Source organism: Nocardia sp. NRRL S-836 (genome assembly GCF_001279525.1).
Classification (GTDB): Bacteria; Actinomycetota; Actinomycetes; order Mycobacteriales; family Pseudonocardiaceae; genus Lentzea.
On sequence record NZ_LGDY01000109.1, the window covers coordinates 24,552 to 39,183 of the forward strand.

The window sequence follows — 14,632 nt, forward strand, 5'->3', positions numbered from 1 at the left end:
GGCTCAGGCCTCCGTTCCGAAAGGCTGGGTGAAGCGGACGTCGCCCTCGACCATGTCGCGCATGTCGGGCAGGCCGTTGCGGAACTGCAGCGTCCGCTCCAGGCCCATGCCGAACGCGAAGCCGGAGTACACGTCCGGGTCGACGCCGCAGGCGCGCAGCACGTTGGGGTTGACCATGCCGCAGCCGCCCCACTCGACCCAGCCCGCGCCGCCCTTCTTCTCCGGGAACCACACGTCGACCTCGGCCGACGGCTCGGTGAAGGGGAAGAACGACGGGCGCAGCCGGGTGCGGGAGTCCTCGCCGAACATGGCGCGCGCGAACGCGTCGAGCGTGCCCTTGAGGTGGCCCATGGTCAGGCCCTTGTCCACGGCGAGGCCCTCGACCTGGTGGAACACCGGGGTGTGGGTCGCGTCGAGCTCGTCGGTGCGGAACGTGCGGCCGGGGCACACCACGTACACCGGCGGCTCGCGGTCGAGCAGCGTGCGGGCCTGCACCGGCGAGGTGTGCGTGCGCAGCACCAGCGCGGAGTCGGCGGGCGCGATGTAGAAGGTGTCCTGCATCGAGCGGGCCGGGTGGTCCTTGCCGAAGTTCAGCGCGTCGAAGTTGAACCACTCGGTCTCGAGCTCGGGGCCCTCGGCGACCTCGTAGCCCATGGCCACGAAGACGTCACCGATGCGCTCGGCGAGCGTGGTGATCGGGTGGCGCGCGCCGCGCGGGAAGCGGTCCCACGGCAGCGTGACGTCGACGGTCTCCTCGCGCAGCACCCGCTCGTCGCGCTCGACCTGGAGCACGGCGTGCCGCTCGTCGAAGGCGACCTTGATCGCGGACTGCGCCTCGTTCACGCGCTTGCCGGCCTCTGCCTTCGCCTTGGGCGGCAGTGCACCGATCTCGCGGCGGGCCAGCAGCACGGGCGACCGGTCGCCGAGGTGACCGGGCTTGACCGCGGCCAGCGCCTCCAGGTCGGCTGCCCCGGCGAACGCCTCGCGCGCCTTCTGCACGGCTGCGTCGAGGTGCTCGGCCGACAGCGCCGCGACCTGCTTGGGGTCGTACGGGTCGTTGGCTCCGGACATGGTGGTAGTACAGCTCCCGTCGCGGACATCAGGTAATCAACTCCCCGATCCTAGTGGGTGCCCTGCCGACCGCCCCGAGCCGTTCCTTGTAAAGGGCGGCGCCGGCATGGATCACGTCCTTAGGATGGGCGGCATCATGTCGCACACCTTCCGCGTCGACCTGCGCGGCATCATCGACCTGCTCAGCCACCACCTGTACAGCAGCCCGCGCGTCTACGTCCGCGAGCTGCTGCAGAACGCCGTCGACGCGATCACGGCACGGCGCGAGCTCGACCCGTCCTGCCCGGCCGAGGTCTCGATCACCTGCGGCTCCACGCTGCGGATCACCGACACCGGCGTGGGCCTCACCGAGGACGAGGTGCACGAGCTGCTGTCCACGCTCGGCCGCACCTCGAAGCGCGACGACCTGGGGTTCGCCCGCGAGGGGTTCCTGGGCCAGTTCGGCGTGGGCATGCTGTCGTGCTTCCTGGTCGCCTCCTCGGTGACGGTCATCACCCGGTCCGCTCGCGGTGGCGCCGCGGTGCGGTGGGAGGCCGACTCGTCGGGCAACTACTCCGTGTCCGCTGTGGAGGGTGACGTACCGGTCGGCACGACGGTCGAGCTGAGCGCGTCGCGGGGCAACGAGCACTGGCTGGAGGCCGACGTCGTGCGGCCGCTGGTGAGCGACTACGGCGATCTGCTGCCCGCGGTCGTCACGGTGGACGGCGACGTCGTCACGCGCGGTCAACGGCCGTGGGACGTCGAGGACGCCGACCTGTCCGCGTACTGCGAGCAGGTGCTGGGGTTCACGCCGTTCGAGGCGATTCCGATCGAGGTCGAGGCGGCCGGGCTGACCGGTGTCGCGTTCGTGCTGCCGCAGGGCGTGCACCCCGGGACGCGCCAGACGCACCGGGTCTACCTGAAGCGGATGCTGGTCGGCGACAACGTCGAGGGCCTGCTGCCGGACTGGGCGTACTTCGTGCGGTGCGTGGTCGACGCGTCCGCGATCCGGCCGACGGCCTCGCGCGAGTCGCTGTACCAGGACGAGATGCTGCTGGCGGTGCGCGAGGAGCTGGGCGAGCAGATCCGCGACTGGCTGATCCGGCTGGACGCGATCGAGCCGCGCCGCGCGGGTGAGCTGCTGGCCGCCCACCACCTCGGCATCAAGTCGCTGGCGCGGTCGGACGACGAGATGCTGCGGCTGGTGGAGCGCTGGCTGCCGTTCGAGACCACCGACGGCGCGATCCCGTTGCGGCAGTTCAAGCGCAAGCACGGCGCCATCCTCTACATCCCGGACGTCGACGAGTTCCACCAGCTCGCCCCGGTCGCCGCGGCACAGGGCCTCGGGCTGGTCAACGCCGGCTACGCCTACGACATGGAGCTGCTGAACCGGCTCAGCGCGCTGGACGGCCCCGCCGTCGCGCGCCGGGTGGCCCCGAGCGAGCTGCTGGCGGCGCTGGCCGATCCCGAGCCGGACGTCGAGGCGGCGCTGAGGCTGCGGCTGGCCGAGGGGGCCGCGGCGCTGGACCGGCACGACTGCGACGCGGTGGTGCGCGACTTCGACCCGGTGTCGCTGCCCGCGCTGCTGATCAGCAACGCCGAGCAGCAGCGCAAGCTCGACACCGAGCAGACGGCGGCCGACGCCGACCCGCTGTGGGCGGAGCTGCTGGGGCAGCTGACCGCGGACTCCGGTTCCGGGCGGCCGGAACAGCTCGTGCTGAACTGCCGCAACCCGCTGGTGCAGCGGCTGGCGCGGCTGACCGACCCGTCGCTCGTGGAGCTGACGCTCGAATCTCTGTACGTGCACGCCGTCCTGCAGGCGCGGCGGGCCATGCGACCGAAGGACACGGCGGCGCTGAACCGCTCGTTCCTGGAACTGCTCGACCGCGCCGTTGGGGGTAAGTGATCATGGCCGACTTCACCGGGGAGGACGCGGAGAACGCGTTCCTGGAGGCCTACAACATGCCCACGGGCATGCCGAAGCACGAGGCGCTGGAGCGGGCCGCGCGGATGTCCGACGCGCTGAACCACCTGCCGCTCGGGGTGTCGTGCCGGATCGCGATGATCGACTCGGCCTACTACCTGTCGCGCTACGACCTGATGCTGGCGCCGTTCGCGTGGTGCCTGGGCGCCGAGGAGAAGGACCCGGAGGCGTTCAACGACTACGAGCGGCGCTCGCTGGACTGGGCGCACAAGTGGATCTCCACCGGGCTGCGGCGCGACCCGCGGTTCTCGCTGGAGCAGCTGCAGGCCGTGATCAAGCAGCTCGCCGACCGCTACGGGCGGCTGGGCTACTCGGTGCAGCCGGTGCACGGCGCCCGCGCGGAGTACGCCTACCACGTCGGTGACATGGACGCGTTGCGCGAGCACCTCGGCAGGTACCTGGCCACGGAGTCCGGTCCGATGGCCGACTGCGACGCGTGCGTGGTCGAGGAGCAGGTGTGGATGCTGGCGCGGCTCGGGCGGCACTCCGAGGCCGCCGGGCACGGCTGGGAGGGCCTGTCCGGCAACACCGGCTGCGCCACCCAGCCGCAGGGCATCCTCTCGGCGCTGCTGTGGCCGTTGCTGGAGATCGGTGACCTGGAGAAGGCCGCGCACGCGCACCTGACCGCGTACCGGTTGATCAAGGACGACGAGATCACCTCGTACGTGCACGAGCACATCCGGTTCTGCGCGCTGACCGGCAACGTCGAGCGCGGCGAGGAGATCCTGCGCAGGAACCTGCACAAGGTGACCGCGGCGCACCTGCCGGCCGACGAGCTGTCGTTCGCCGAGTGCGCCGCCGTGCTGCTGCGCCGACTGCCGGGCGGCACGGTCTTCGAGGTGCCGTCGGTGGGCACGCTGACCGCCGCCGAACTGCTCGACCGGCTGTCGGCGCGGGCGATGGAGCTCGCCAAGGCGTTCGACAAGCGCAACGGCACGCCCGCGTGGACCGAGCGGGTGACCAGGGCGCTGGAGCAGGCCGACTACCCGCACGTGCCGCTGGCGGTCCCGGCAGCGGCGGCACCGGCGCCACCGGCGGAGGAGCCCGAGGTCTTCGGCGACCCGGTCGACATCGCGACGCGGATGGTGTCGCTGTACGAGACCGGCGACTTCGTGCGGGCCCGGCGGATGCTCGACTCGCTGCCCGCCGACATGGACGCGCTGCTGCCGCCCGACCTGGCCGCGCACGCCGGGATCCGCCGGATCACCAGCGGGCTGGCGCCGTTCGAGCAGGAGGCCTTCGAGGCGCTGCTGGCCGCACTGCCCGCGGACATGGCGTTGCGTTACCAGGCCAGGATGGCCGTCAAGCTGGAGAACGGCGTGGAGCTCGCCGAACGCTGCCTGGCGGAGGCCACCACGGACTACACGAGGACGATCGCCGCGCTGTCGTTGTCGGAGCTGTTCGACGAGGAGCACCAGCACGACCGGGCGGCGGAGATGATGGCGCTCGCGTCCTCTTTGGACGTTCCGGAGCTGCGCGGCCGGGTCCTCGTGCAGGCGGCCGAGCACAAGGCCCGCGAACAGGACGTCGACGGCGCCTACGCCGACGTCGTGGCCGCGCTGGCCGGCGACCTGCCGCCGAACGCGCGCTTCGAGGGGCTGCGGCTGCGCCTGCGGCTGGAGACCGTGCTGCAGCGCGTGCCGGAGGCCATGGCGACCGCCGCGACCTTCGTCTCGTCGTTCCCGCTGCCGGAGTCGGCCGAGGCCCGCTGGTACCAGGTGGCCGCCATCCAGGAGCTCGACCAGGAGGGCGCCTGCCTGGCCGAGCTGCGGGAGGCCGTCGCCGTCTCACGCGTGCACCTCTCCCCCGGCCACACCGCGCACTTCTGCTTCGCCCTGTCCGGCGGCTACGTGCAGACCGACCGGTTCGTCGAGGCCGCCGAGGTGCTGGAGGAGGCGCTGCGGCTGGTCCAGGAGGGCCAGGACGACCTGCGCCTGCAGATCGTGTTCCGGCTCGGCCAGGTGTGCCGCACGCTCGACGAGCTGCCCGCCGCCGTGAAGTACCTGCGCGAGGCCGCCGCCCTGCTGCCCGCCGAGGAGGTCGGCCGCCGCGCGTTCCTGCTCGACGCGCTGGCCTCCGTGCTGCACCGCACCGGCGAGCACGACGAGGCGACGGCGTCCCACCGCGCCGCCGCCGAGCTGTGGCAGTCGGAGGGCAACGTCTCCGAGGCCGTCGGCTCGCTGATCGAACTGGCCTCCGCGCTCCCCGGCGAGGCGGTGGCCGCGACGCGGTCGGCACTGGACGACGCCGAGGCCCTGCTGCCGTCACTGGACGACCTGCCCGAGGTCACCCGGCGCCAGGCCGAGATCGCGGCCATCAGGGCGTTCCTGCACTCGCAGGCGGGCGAGTTCGCGCTCGCCATCAAGCACAACCGGGAGGCGGAGGCGCTCGCGGCCTCGCTGTCGGAGGAGGGCTGGCGGACGTTCCTCGTCGTGCGGTCGGCGCGGGTGCTGCTGGAGGCCGGCGACCCCGAGGGCTCCGAGACCGAGGCACGGCGGGCGGCGGCCCTGCTGCCCGACGACGCCCTGGTCGGCGAGGTGCTCTCGGCCCTCTCCGACGCGCTGCGCGCCCAGCAGAAGACCCCCGGCACCGACCCCCTGGTCCGCGACCTGACCGCTCGCCTGGGCTGAGCCCCCACGCGGGGCCCTCCCGTCCGCTCCTGTCGTACGAAGGCTCCCCGCGTGGCGTCCGAACGGAAGTCACGCGGGGGTCCTTCGTGGCCTTGAGGGGTACGCGGGGCCCGCGTGACGGTCAGGCGGGGGTGAGGGCGGCGGTGGCGGCCTCGAAGACGGGGCGGCGGGGGCCGGCGGAGCCGAGGGTGAGCACGTGGGCGAGGGCACGGCGGTAGGCGACGTCGAACGCCTCGTCGGCGGGCACCTCGACGTGCGGGACGACGCCGACGCCCTCCCAGTTGGTGCCGGAGATCGGGTTGATCGCGCGGCCGTTGGGGATGGACGACTTCAGGTGCGGGCCGACGCGGTAGCGGTCGCCGGGGTGGGCGCCGCCCCTGGTGGTCTCGCCGACGAGGGTGGCGCGCTCGTTCTGCCGCAGGTTGTAGCTGAGCTCCTCCGCGCCGGAGAACGTGCGGGCGCTGGTGAGCACGTAGACCGGCTTGGTGCCGCCGAAGCGCGGGCCCGGTACGTGCGGCAACGTCCAGAACTGCTGCGTCGTGTCGTCCGGGCGGTTGTAGATGTCGTTGAGGTGCACCGGCTCGTCGAACAGGTAGCTGCAGATCAGGGCGACCGTGTGCGGGTCGCCGCCGCCGTTGGCGCGCAGGTCGATGATCAACGCGTCGGTGTGGGCGAGGAGGGTCATGGCGGCGGTCACGGCCGGGGTGGCGACGGCGGCGTCGTGCAGCAGGCGCAGGGCCAGCAGGCCGACGTTGCCGGCGAGGCGTTCGACGCGGGTGACGCCGAACGCGTCCAGCTCCGCCTCGCGCCGGTAGGCCACCGGGTCCCAGGCCGAGTCCTCGCCGGTCTCCGGCACCTCGTCGTGGCTGTGCAGCAGCCGCAGGTGCTTGTCGCCGTTGACCTTCTGCAGGTCGGCGGTGACCAGGGCGGCGAACCGCTCGTCGTCCACGTCGGCGTACGCGCCCTCGGCGAGCCGGGTGCGCAGGACCGCCGCGATCTCGGTCGCCGTGTCCGGGAAGACGTAGTAGGAGGTGAGCTGGGAGCAGAGGAGGTCGATCTCGGGTTCGCGCACCGGCACACGATCGCGAAACCCGCGGTGGACCGCCAGCGGTTTTCCACCGCCGGCGGTGTCCGGTCAGCTGCGCTGGTCGCGGGCCGAGGCGTAGAGGCAGACGGCGGCGGCCGTCGCGAGGTTGAGGCTCTCCGCGGCGCCGTAGAGCGGCACCTTCAGCGAGGTGTCGAGGGAGGCGACCACGTCGTCGGGCAGGCCGTGCGCCTCGCTGCCGAACACCCACGCCGTGGGGTGCCGCAGGTCGCCCTTGGCCGAGGCCTCGACCAGGTCCTGTTCCGCGTACCCGTCGGCGGCGACGAGCTTCAGCCCCGCTGCCCGGCAGGCGGCGAAGACCTCGTCGGCGGCACGGGACCGCGCGATCGGCAGGTGGAACAGCGAGCCCGTCGAGGCGCGCACGCACTTGCCGTTGTGCGGGTCGACCGTGTCGCCGGCGAAGATCACCGCGTCGGCTCCGGCGGCGTCGGCCACGCGGGTGACGGTGCCGGCGTTGCCGGGGTCGGAGACGCCGTACAGGACGGCGACGAGCCGCGGTGAGCCGGACAGCGCCTGGTCGAGCGGCTGCGGGACCGCGTCGCACACGGCGACGAGGCCCTGCGGGGTCACGGTCTCCGACAACGACGCGGCGGCCTTGTCGGTCACCTCGCTGATCCGGACGCCCGCCGCGGCGGCGGACTGGAGCAGCTCGGGGTTGCGTTCGGCGGCCGTCTCGGTGACGAACAGCTCGTGGACCTCGCCGTGCTGCCAGGCGAGTGCTTCCCGCACGGCCTGGGCGCCCTCGACGAGGAACCGGCCGGCCTTGTCACGGCCCTGGCGGCGGGTCAGGTGGCGAGCAGCAACGACCCGAGGCGTCCGTTCGGTGAACGGAGCTGCCTCGGGTCGTTGTTCGCGTGGGTGCTGGCTCAGGCCTTGTCCCCGGCCGGGGCGTTCACGTCGGCCGGGAGCGCGCCACGGGCGATCTCGACAAGAGCGGAGAACGCGGTCGCGTCGGTGACGGCCAGGTCCGCGAGGATCTTGCGGTCGACCTCGACCCCACCGAGCCGGAGGCCCTGGATGAGGCGGTTGTAGGTCATCCCGTTCGCGCGGGCAGCGGCGTTGATGCGCTGGATCCACAGCTTGCGGAAGTCGCCCTTGCGCGCACGCCGGTCGCGGTACGCGTAGTTGAGCGAGTGGAGCACCTGCTCCTTGGCCTTGCGGTACAGCCTCGAGCGCTGGCCGCGGTAACCGCTGGCCAGTTCGAGGGTGGTACGGCGCTTCTTCTGGGCGTTCACAGCCCGCTTGACGCGTGCCACGGGTCCATCCTGTCGATCTCAAGGGGGCGTAGTCCGCCAACGGGTGGCGCTGGCGCCCCGAAATTAGCTAGGGGGTCGAAGCGGGTCAGAGACCGAGCAGCTTCTTCAGGCGAGGGGCGTCAGCCGGAGAGACCACGCTGGTGCCGGCCATGCGACGCGTCTCACGGCTGGACTTGACCTCCAGGCGGTGACGCTTGCCCGTCTTCTCGCGGACGATCTTTCCGCTGCCGGTCACCCGGACTCGCTTCGAGGTGCCCTTGTGCGTCTTGTTCTTCGGCATTTCCGTCCTCGTCTCGTGCTACCCACCGGGTCGGGGGCGGCCATGCGTCCTATTCGGAGGCCTCGGCGGCCTCGTCGGCTTCGACGACGCCGTCCTGCTCCTGCTTCACCGGACGCGGCTTGATGTTCTTGTGCGGCGCCAACACCATGATCATGTTGCGGCCGTCCTGCTTGGGGTTGGACTCGACGAAGCCCAGCTCCGCGACGTCCTCCGCCAGCTTCTGCAGCAACCGGTAACCGAGCTCCGGGCGCGACTGCTCGCGACCGCGGAACATGATGGTCACCTTGACCTTGTTCCCGTGCGAGAGGAAGCGGGCCACGTGGCCCTTCTTCGTCTGGTAGTCGTGCGGGTCGATCTTCGGCCGCAGCTTCTGCTCTTTGATGACCGTCAGCTGCTGGTTCCGACGGGACTCGCGCGCCTTCTGCGCGGTCTCGTACTTGAACTTGCCGTAGTCCATGAGCTTGCAGACCGGCGGGCGAGCCTGCGCGGCGACCTCGACGAGGTCGAGATCCGCTTCCTGCGCGAGTCGGAGCGCGTCCTCGATGCGAACGATCCCGACCTGCTCACCATTCGGCCCGACCAGACGAACTTCCGGCACCCGAATGCGGTCGTTGATGCGCGGCTCGGTGCTGACGGGTGCACCGCGGTTCGAGGGACTTGTCATTCACGTCCTTTGAGACTCGGTTGCGCCAAAGACAAGAGCCCCGTCGTCGATGACGACAGGGCCCGCTTCCGACCGATCACAAACCTGTGCAGCGGGCACCCGTGTGCCCTGTTGCCAGGAGGACCGGACCCGGCCACCTCGTGGAGCGGTGATCGCGGGTGGGAGCGGGGCTCCACTTGCCGCTCCCGCACTAACGGGAGCTGGTCGCGTCCGAAATAGTAGCAGACGCGGTTGTCAACCCCCGAATCGAGGCCGTGTGACGTCCGCTTGCTTGAATGGGCGGCGTGACCGATCCGCTTGAAGGCAGTGTTGAAGATGGTATCCGCGACCTGGGCGACGTCCCCAGCATCGAGGTCATCAGCCGTGCGGCCGTGATGCTGCTGTCCGCCGCCGCGGAACGCCTCGGCCTCGCGGACCCGGACCCGGACAACTCCCCGCGCCGCGACCTCGACGAGGCCCGCCGCCTGATCACGGCGCTGGCCGGCCTGATCACCGCCTCCTCGGAGTACCTCGGGCCGCACGCCGCGCCGCTGAAGGACGGCCTGCAGTCGGTGCAGCGCGCGTTCCGCGAGGCCTCCGTGGTGCCCGACGAGCCGGGCAAGGGCCCCGGCGAGAAGTACACCGGCCCGGTCTACTGATCCCGCGTCCACTGATCCCGCGGCACGCCGTCGGCGCTCGGCGGGGGACACCGTTCCCGGCGTCCGGGCGCCTACGGCTCCGCCCGCACGACGACCGGTTCCCAGGGCTGGGCGCTGACCGAGAACACGGCGGAGGCCCGCTGCCCGGTCGCCGCGCGGAACGTCACGCTGGCGCCGTTGGGCAGCGGTCCGATGTCGACCTGCTCGGCCGGCGGCTCGTCGTCGACCGACAGCCCGAGCACGCGTGAGCCGGGCACGACCGACACCGTGACCTGGTCGAGCACCGGCGGCCCGCCGAAGTAGCTGAGGTGGAACTCGTCGGGCGCCCCCGGCGTGATCTCGAACGTCGGCATGCCGCGCCGCCGCCGTTCGGCCGAGACGCTCTGCGCGACCTCCTCGACCCGCTCGATCGCGAACTGCCCGGCCCGCTGCGCCTCGTCGGCCAGCATCCGCGCCGCACCGGCCGCGTCCTGCGAGCCCGCCGCGGCCTTGCGCGCCTCGTCGGCGGCCCTGCGCGCTTCCTCGACCGCGGTCTTGGCCTGCAACGCGCTCGCCGTCGCCTGCTCGACCGCCTTGCGCGCCGCCGCGGCCTCCTCCTGTGCCGCGCGCGCCGCCTGCTGGGCGTTCTTCGCCTCACGCGCCTGCCACAGCGCCACCGCCACCGAGCACAACGACACCACGGCGGCGACCACCGCGAGCGCGATCATGCCCGCACCCCCAGCGCGGCGAGCTCGCGGCGGGCCAGCTCGGTGATCACGTCGATGTCACCGGTGCGCCACGCCACCGCGGGGTCGCCGTCGAACCTCGCGAGCTGCCGCGGCGTCAGGCTGGTCAGCGCCCTCAGCGCCAGCAGGTCGGGTTTGTCCCGCAGCTTCGCGACACCCGCGGCCCTGCGCGCGTACCGGAGCCGGACCGGCAGCCACGTGATCAGAAGGAACAGCACCGGGACGACGACGAGGGCGGTCGCGAGCCAGAAGGCGGAGTCCTGCACGACGCTGATCTGCGCGTTGCCCGCGTTGGTCAGGGTCTCGCCGGCCTTGGTGCCGTTGCCCAGCGCCCCGGACAGGTCGGCGCCCACCAGCGGCAGCCCCCTGGCTTTGCTGGCGGCGTTGGTGAAGACGTCGCGAATGCTGCCGCCCGCGCTGACGAGCCCGTCGCCCGGCGCCCGCAGCTCGAGCACCCAGTCGTGGACCGTGGTGGCCACCCAGATCCAGAGCGCCACCCACCCGACGGCGAGGAGGTCCGCCACCACCTGACGCGTGAGCCTGATCGGTCTGTCCGCGTACCACTTCATGGTGCGGATGCTGCCACGTGACCATTGCGCCGTCGATGATCACCGCGTGATCGTGCCCGGCAACCTGGTCATCGCGGCCCGTTCCCGCTCGTAGAACGGTGAACCGGCCGCAACATCGGGCGCCGATCGAGTTGTGCGGACGGCGAAGGGCGCACCTCCCGGACGGGAGGTGCGCCCTTGAAAAGCCATCAGCCGCCGATGTCCCCGCCTCGGGACATCGGTGCCCGGCGACGGTCAGTCGACCACGGCCAGTGCGTCGATCTCCACCAGCAGCCCGGCCGGCAGCCCGACGTACACCGTCGTGCGCGCCGGAGCCGGGTCCGTGACGAACTCGCCGTAGACCTCGTTGAGCTCCGCGAAGTGCGCGGTGTCGGTGAGGTACACCCGGATCATCACGACGTCGTCGATCGACGCGCCACCGGCCGCGAGCACGGCGTTGAGGTTCGCGAACGTCTGCCGCGTCTGCTCGGCGACGGTGGTGCCGACGATCTCGCCAGACGACGGGTCGAACGCGACCTGGCCGGCCACCTGCAGGATGTTGCCCTTGCGCACACCCTGCGAGAAACGGGCCACCGGCTGCGGCGCGTCGGTGGTCTTGATCTCAACCTTGGACAACGGAATTCCCCTTTTACCTTGGAACGTAACCGCATTCGACGGACGCGGCCTGTGCGGTGGCGAGCAGGTCTGGCAGGTGCGCGAGCAGTCCGTCGAAGTCGAGCAGCACCTTGGGCACCGACATCGACACCGCCGCGATCACCTCGCCGCGCGAGCCGCGGATCGGTGCGGCGATGCAGTGGATGAAGTCCTCGTGCTCGGCGTTGTCGACGGCGTACCCGGTGGCGCGCACGCGGTCCAGCTCGGCGAGGTACGCCGTGGGACCGACGATCGTGTTCGCCGTGAGACGCGGGAACTCCATGCCGGCCAGCAGCTTCCGCAACGTGGCGGGCGGCAGGTCGGACAGCAGGATCTTCGCCACCGCCGTGCAGTGCAGCGGCGCGCGCCGGCCGATGCGGGAGTACATGCGCATCGGGTGCGAGGACTCGTACTTGTCGATGTAGATGACCTCACCGTCCTCATAGGACGCGAGGTGGATCGTGTAGCCCAGCTTGGCGTTCAGCTCGCGCAACGCGGGTTCGGCGGCGCGGCGCACGTCCCGTTCCTCCAGGGCGCGGTTGGCGAGGTCGAACAGCGCGGTGCCGAGCCGGTAGTGGTGCACGCCGTCGCGCTGGACGAACCGGTGGGTCTCCAGCGTGCGCAGCAGCCGCAGCGTGGTCGACTTGTGCACGTCGATCACGCCGGACAGCTCGTCGAGCGTCTTCGGTCCGGTCGCGAGCTGGCTCACCAGCGTGAGCGCGCGGTCGAGGCTCTGGCTCATCTACACCTCCAGGCGGGCGGCGGCCCAGGTCTGCGGGTCGGCGTGCAGCAGGTGCGATGTCACGTCGTCGGGCAAAGGATCTCCGACGTCCTCGGCGGTCAGCAAAGCGGAGGCCGCCTGCAGGTGCCCGGCACGCAGTCGCTGCGCGGCCGGGGCGCCGGCCAGCGTCGCCGCGAGGAACCCGGCCGCGAACGCGTCACCGGCGCCGACCGGCTCCACGACCTCGACCTCCAGCGCGGGCTCGAACCACGATCCGGACTCCTCCAGCAGCGTCGCGCCCTCGGCACCCTGCTTCACGACGAGCGTCTTCGGGCCGGGCAGCAACGCCCGCAGCCGCGCCGGGTCGCCGGTCCCCCACACCAGCTCCGCCTCGTCCGCACCGGCCAGCACGACGTCGGCCAGGTCGGCGAGCTCGCGCAGCACGCGCGGGTCCCGGTCGGTCCACAGCGCCGGCCGCCAGTTCAGGTCGAACGAGATCCGGAACCCGTGCCGCGGCCTGCGCAGCAGCTCCCTCATCAGCGCCAGGCACGAGTCGGACAGCGCGGCCGTGATCCCGCTGAGGTGCACGAGCTGCACGTCGTCCAGCCCCAGCCGGTCGATCATCTCCGGGCCCATGCCCGACGCCGCCGATCCGCGCCGGTAGTACCGCACCGGGCTCCCGTGCGGTGAGGCCTCCTTGACGTACAGCCCGGTCGGCCTGCTCGCGTCGACCCGCACGCGGGAGACGTCGACGCCGAACCCGCTGACCGCGTCGAGCACCGCGAGGCCGAACGAGTCGTCCCCGACCGCGCTGACCCACGACGAGGGCACGCCGAGGCGTGCCAGGTGAGAGGCCACGTTGGACTCGGCGCCCCCGATGGCGCGGTGCCAGGTGCGCACCAGGTGCACGGGACCGGGTTCAGCCGGAACCATCATCACCATGGTCTCGCCGAGACACACGACACCGCCAACGTGTTCGAACCGCATGCGTGCTCCAGAGGTGTTCGTTGACGGCGGCGCACCCGAATGCTACACACTCCAGCATCACATCGCGCAATGGGAGTTGCAAAATATGCAACAACTGACGGAGATCGACCTCTCCGCGGTCGCCGGTATCCGGTCCGAACGCGTCGACTGGCGGTTCAAGGGCCTGCCGGCGAGCGTGTTGGGCTCGACCATCGGTGAGGTGGCGGACCGCCGGCTCGACCTGTTCGCCGACGAGTTCGTCGGACCGCTCGTCGTGCTGGACGCGGAGGCGTTGACGCACAACCTGACGACGATGGCCCGGTGGTGCGCCGAGCACGGCGTCAACCTCGCGCCGCACGGCAAGACGACGATGGCGCCGCAGCTCTTCCAGCGCCAGATCGAGCACGGCGTCTGGGGCCTGACCGCGGCGAACGCGTCGCAGGCCAGGGTGTACCGGGCGTTCGGCGTGCAGCGGATCCTGCTCGCGAACCAGCTGCTCGACCCGGCCGGGTTGCGCTGGCTGGTCGCCGAGCTGGCCGCCGACCCGCGCTTCGAGTTCAGCTGCTGGGCCGACTCCGAGGCCGGTGTCGCGCTGATGAGCGAGACGCTGCAGGAGCTCCAGCCGTCCCGGCCGGTCGACGTGCTGGTCGAGCTGGGCGCGCCCGGCGGCCGCACGGGTGCCCGTGACGTGGAGACCGCGATGGCGGTGGCACGGGCGGTGGCCCAGAGCCCGGTGCTGCGCCTGGTCGGTGCCGGTGGCTACGAGGGCGCGCTGGCGCACGACGCGTCGGAGTCCTCGCGGTCCACCGTGGACCGCTACCTGGCCGACCTGCGCACGCTCACCGTCCGGCTCGCCGACGCGGGCCTGTTCGACGAGCTGGACGAGGTCGTCGTCACCGCCGGTGGCAGCGCGTACTTCGACCAGGTCGCCGCGACGCTCACCCAGCCGTGGCCGATGGCGGTCAACCCGGTGCTGCGCAGCGGCGCGTACATCACGCACGACGACGGCTTCTACCGCGGGATCTCACCGTTCGCCCGGATCGGCGGTGTCGAGCCGTTCCGGCCGGCCCTGCGCGCCTGGGCCCAGGTGACCTCACGGCCACAGCGCGACCTGGCGCTGCTCACGATCGGCAAGCGCGACGCGTCGTTCGACGAGGGCCTGCCGGAGCCGCAGCTGCTGCGCCGCCGTGACGGCGCGGTCGCCCCGCTCACCCAGGCGGAGGTCACCGCCCTCAACGACCAGCACGCGTTCCTCTCGCTCGGACCGGAAGCCACGGTCCGGGTCGGCGACTGGATCGGGCTCGGTCTGTCGCACCCGTGCACGGTGTTCGACAAGTGGCAGCTCATCCCGGTCGTCGAGGGCACGACCGTGGTCGACCTGGTCCGCACGTACTTCTAGCCACCTACTTCC

At 71.7% G+C, this 14,632-nt stretch carries 15 protein-coding genes; 4 read left to right on the plus strand and 11 right to left on the minus strand.

The features are described from left to right. Positions 1-3 precede the first annotated feature (3 nt). On the minus strand, positions 4-1,071 hold the full coding sequence (gene pheS, locus ADL03_RS26025) for a phenylalanine--tRNA ligase subunit alpha (RefSeq protein ID WP_053736176.1): 1,068 nt from the start codon (positions 1,069-1,071) through the stop codon (positions 4-6). Positions 1,072-1,177: 106 nt separating this feature from the next. Between pheS and ADL03_RS26030 the strand changes: the two genes are divergently transcribed. Together ADL03_RS26030 and ADL03_RS26035 are read left to right on the plus strand one after the other, a co-directional pair. Continuing rightward, positions 1,178-2,956 carry an HSP90 family protein gene (locus ADL03_RS26030; RefSeq protein ID WP_231642266.1) on the plus strand — a complete coding sequence of 593 codons (1,779 nt, stop codon included), beginning with the start codon at positions 1,178-1,180 and terminating at the stop codon, positions 2,954-2,956. 2 nt (positions 2,957-2,958) lie between these two features. Beyond that, a complete protein-coding gene (locus ADL03_RS26035; RefSeq protein WP_063798712.1) occupies positions 2,959-5,664 on the plus strand; it encodes a hypothetical protein in 2,706 nt (901 codons plus the stop codon). A 121-nt stretch (positions 5,665-5,785) separates the two neighbouring features. Here the strand turns inward: ADL03_RS26035 and ADL03_RS26040 are convergent, their stop codons facing one another. From ADL03_RS26040 to infC, 5 genes are all read right to left on the minus strand, one after another. Then, positions 5,786-6,736: a S41 family peptidase gene (locus ADL03_RS26040; protein WP_197288661.1), complete on the minus strand. Its 951-nt coding sequence runs from the start codon at positions 6,734-6,736 to the stop codon at positions 5,786-5,788. 63 nt (positions 6,737-6,799) lie between these two features. Next, positions 6,800-7,639: an RNA methyltransferase gene (locus ADL03_RS26045; protein ID WP_082373489.1), complete on the minus strand. Its 840-nt coding sequence runs from the start codon at positions 7,637-7,639 to the stop codon at positions 6,800-6,802. Further along, positions 7,636-8,025 carry a 50S ribosomal protein L20 gene (gene rplT, locus ADL03_RS26050; protein ID WP_053736180.1) on the minus strand — a complete coding sequence of 130 codons (390 nt, stop codon included), beginning with the start codon at positions 8,023-8,025 and terminating at the stop codon, positions 7,636-7,638. Before rplT ends, ADL03_RS26045 begins: the two co-directional genes overlap by 4 nt. A gap of 85 nt (positions 8,026-8,110) precedes the next feature. After that, positions 8,111-8,305 carry a 50S ribosomal protein L35 gene (rpmI, locus tag ADL03_RS26055; protein ID WP_053736181.1) on the minus strand — a complete coding sequence of 65 codons (195 nt, stop codon included), beginning with the start codon at positions 8,303-8,305 and terminating at the stop codon, positions 8,111-8,113. 49 nt (positions 8,306-8,354) lie between these two features. Continuing rightward, positions 8,355-8,969, minus strand: a complete 615-nt coding sequence (gene infC / locus ADL03_RS26060; RefSeq protein WP_053736182.1) for a translation initiation factor IF-3 — start codon at positions 8,967-8,969, stop codon at positions 8,355-8,357. Positions 8,970-9,253: 284 nt separating this feature from the next. On the opposite strand from infC, the gene ADL03_RS26065 reads away from it, so the two are divergent. Next, positions 9,254-9,607, plus strand: a complete 354-nt coding sequence (locus tag ADL03_RS26065; protein WP_369809027.1) for a DUF1844 domain-containing protein — start codon at positions 9,254-9,256, stop codon at positions 9,605-9,607. A 71-nt stretch (positions 9,608-9,678) separates the two neighbouring features. On the opposite strand, the gene ADL03_RS26070 is transcribed toward ADL03_RS26065, so the two are convergent. The 5 genes from ADL03_RS26070 to ADL03_RS26090 all read right to left on the minus strand — a co-directional run bounded on the left by ADL03_RS26070 (position 9,679) and on the right by ADL03_RS26090 (position 13,242). Continuing rightward, positions 9,679-10,314: a hypothetical protein gene (locus ADL03_RS26070; RefSeq protein ID WP_053736184.1), complete on the minus strand. Its 636-nt coding sequence runs from the start codon at positions 10,312-10,314 to the stop codon at positions 9,679-9,681. Next, the gene (locus tag ADL03_RS26075; protein WP_053736185.1) at positions 10,311-10,901 is read right to left on the minus strand and encodes a hypothetical protein; all 591 of its coding nucleotides are present in this window, start codon (positions 10,899-10,901) and stop codon (positions 10,311-10,313) included. Before ADL03_RS26075 ends, ADL03_RS26070 begins: the two co-directional genes overlap by 4 nt. A gap of 234 nt (positions 10,902-11,135) precedes the next feature. Beyond that, complete coding sequence (locus ADL03_RS26080; protein ID WP_053736186.1) at positions 11,136-11,516, minus strand: RidA family protein; 381 nt, start codon at positions 11,514-11,516, stop codon at positions 11,136-11,138. A gap of 13 nt (positions 11,517-11,529) precedes the next feature. After that, positions 11,530-12,276 (minus strand): IclR family transcriptional regulator, encoded by a 747-nt coding sequence (locus tag ADL03_RS26085; protein ID WP_053736187.1) that lies wholly within the window; start codon positions 12,274-12,276, stop codon positions 11,530-11,532. Further along, positions 12,277-13,242, minus strand: coding sequence for a sugar kinase (locus ADL03_RS26090; protein WP_053736188.1), 966 nt, complete (start codon positions 13,240-13,242; stop codon positions 12,277-12,279). Positions 13,243-13,327: 85 nt separating this feature from the next. Between ADL03_RS26090 and ADL03_RS26095 the strand changes: the two genes are divergently transcribed. Further along, complete coding sequence (locus tag ADL03_RS26095; protein WP_053736189.1) at positions 13,328-14,620, plus strand: amino acid deaminase; 1,293 nt, start codon at positions 13,328-13,330, stop codon at positions 14,618-14,620. The last annotated feature ends 12 nt before the right edge of the window (positions 14,621-14,632 follow it).

Excerpts from the sequence above, each read along its gene's own strand:
- pheS (WP_053736176.1), bottom strand. The coding sequence starts at position 1,071 with ATGTCCGGAGCCAACGACCCGTACGACCCCAAGCAGGTCGCGGCGCTG.
- ADL03_RS26085 (WP_053736187.1), bottom strand. The coding sequence starts at position 12,276 with ATGAGCCAGAGCCTCGACCGCGCGCTCACGCTGGTGAGCCAGCTCGCG.
- ADL03_RS26090 (WP_053736188.1), bottom strand. The coding sequence starts at position 13,242 with ATGCGGTTCGAACACGTTGGCGGTGTCGTGTGTCTCGGCGAGACCATG.
- rpmI (WP_053736181.1), bottom strand. The coding sequence starts at position 8,305 with ATGCCGAAGAACAAGACGCACAAGGGCACCTCGAAGCGAGTCCGGGTG.
- ADL03_RS26035 (WP_063798712.1), top strand. The coding sequence starts at position 2,959 with ATGGCCGACTTCACCGGGGAGGACGCGGAGAACGCGTTCCTGGAGGCC.
- ADL03_RS26075 (WP_053736185.1), bottom strand. The coding sequence starts at position 10,901 with ATGAAGTGGTACGCGGACAGACCGATCAGGCTCACGCGTCAGGTGGTG.
- ADL03_RS26030 (WP_231642266.1), top strand. The coding sequence starts at position 1,178 with ATGGATCACGTCCTTAGGATGGGCGGCATCATGTCGCACACCTTCCGC.
- ADL03_RS26095 (WP_053736189.1), top strand. The coding sequence starts at position 13,328 with ATGCAACAACTGACGGAGATCGACCTCTCCGCGGTCGCCGGTATCCGG.
- ADL03_RS26070 (WP_053736184.1), bottom strand. The coding sequence starts at position 10,314 with ATGATCGCGCTCGCGGTGGTCGCCGCCGTGGTGTCGTTGTGCTCGGTG.
- infC (WP_053736182.1), bottom strand. The coding sequence starts at position 8,969 with ATGACAAGTCCCTCGAACCGCGGTGCACCCGTCAGCACCGAGCCGCGC.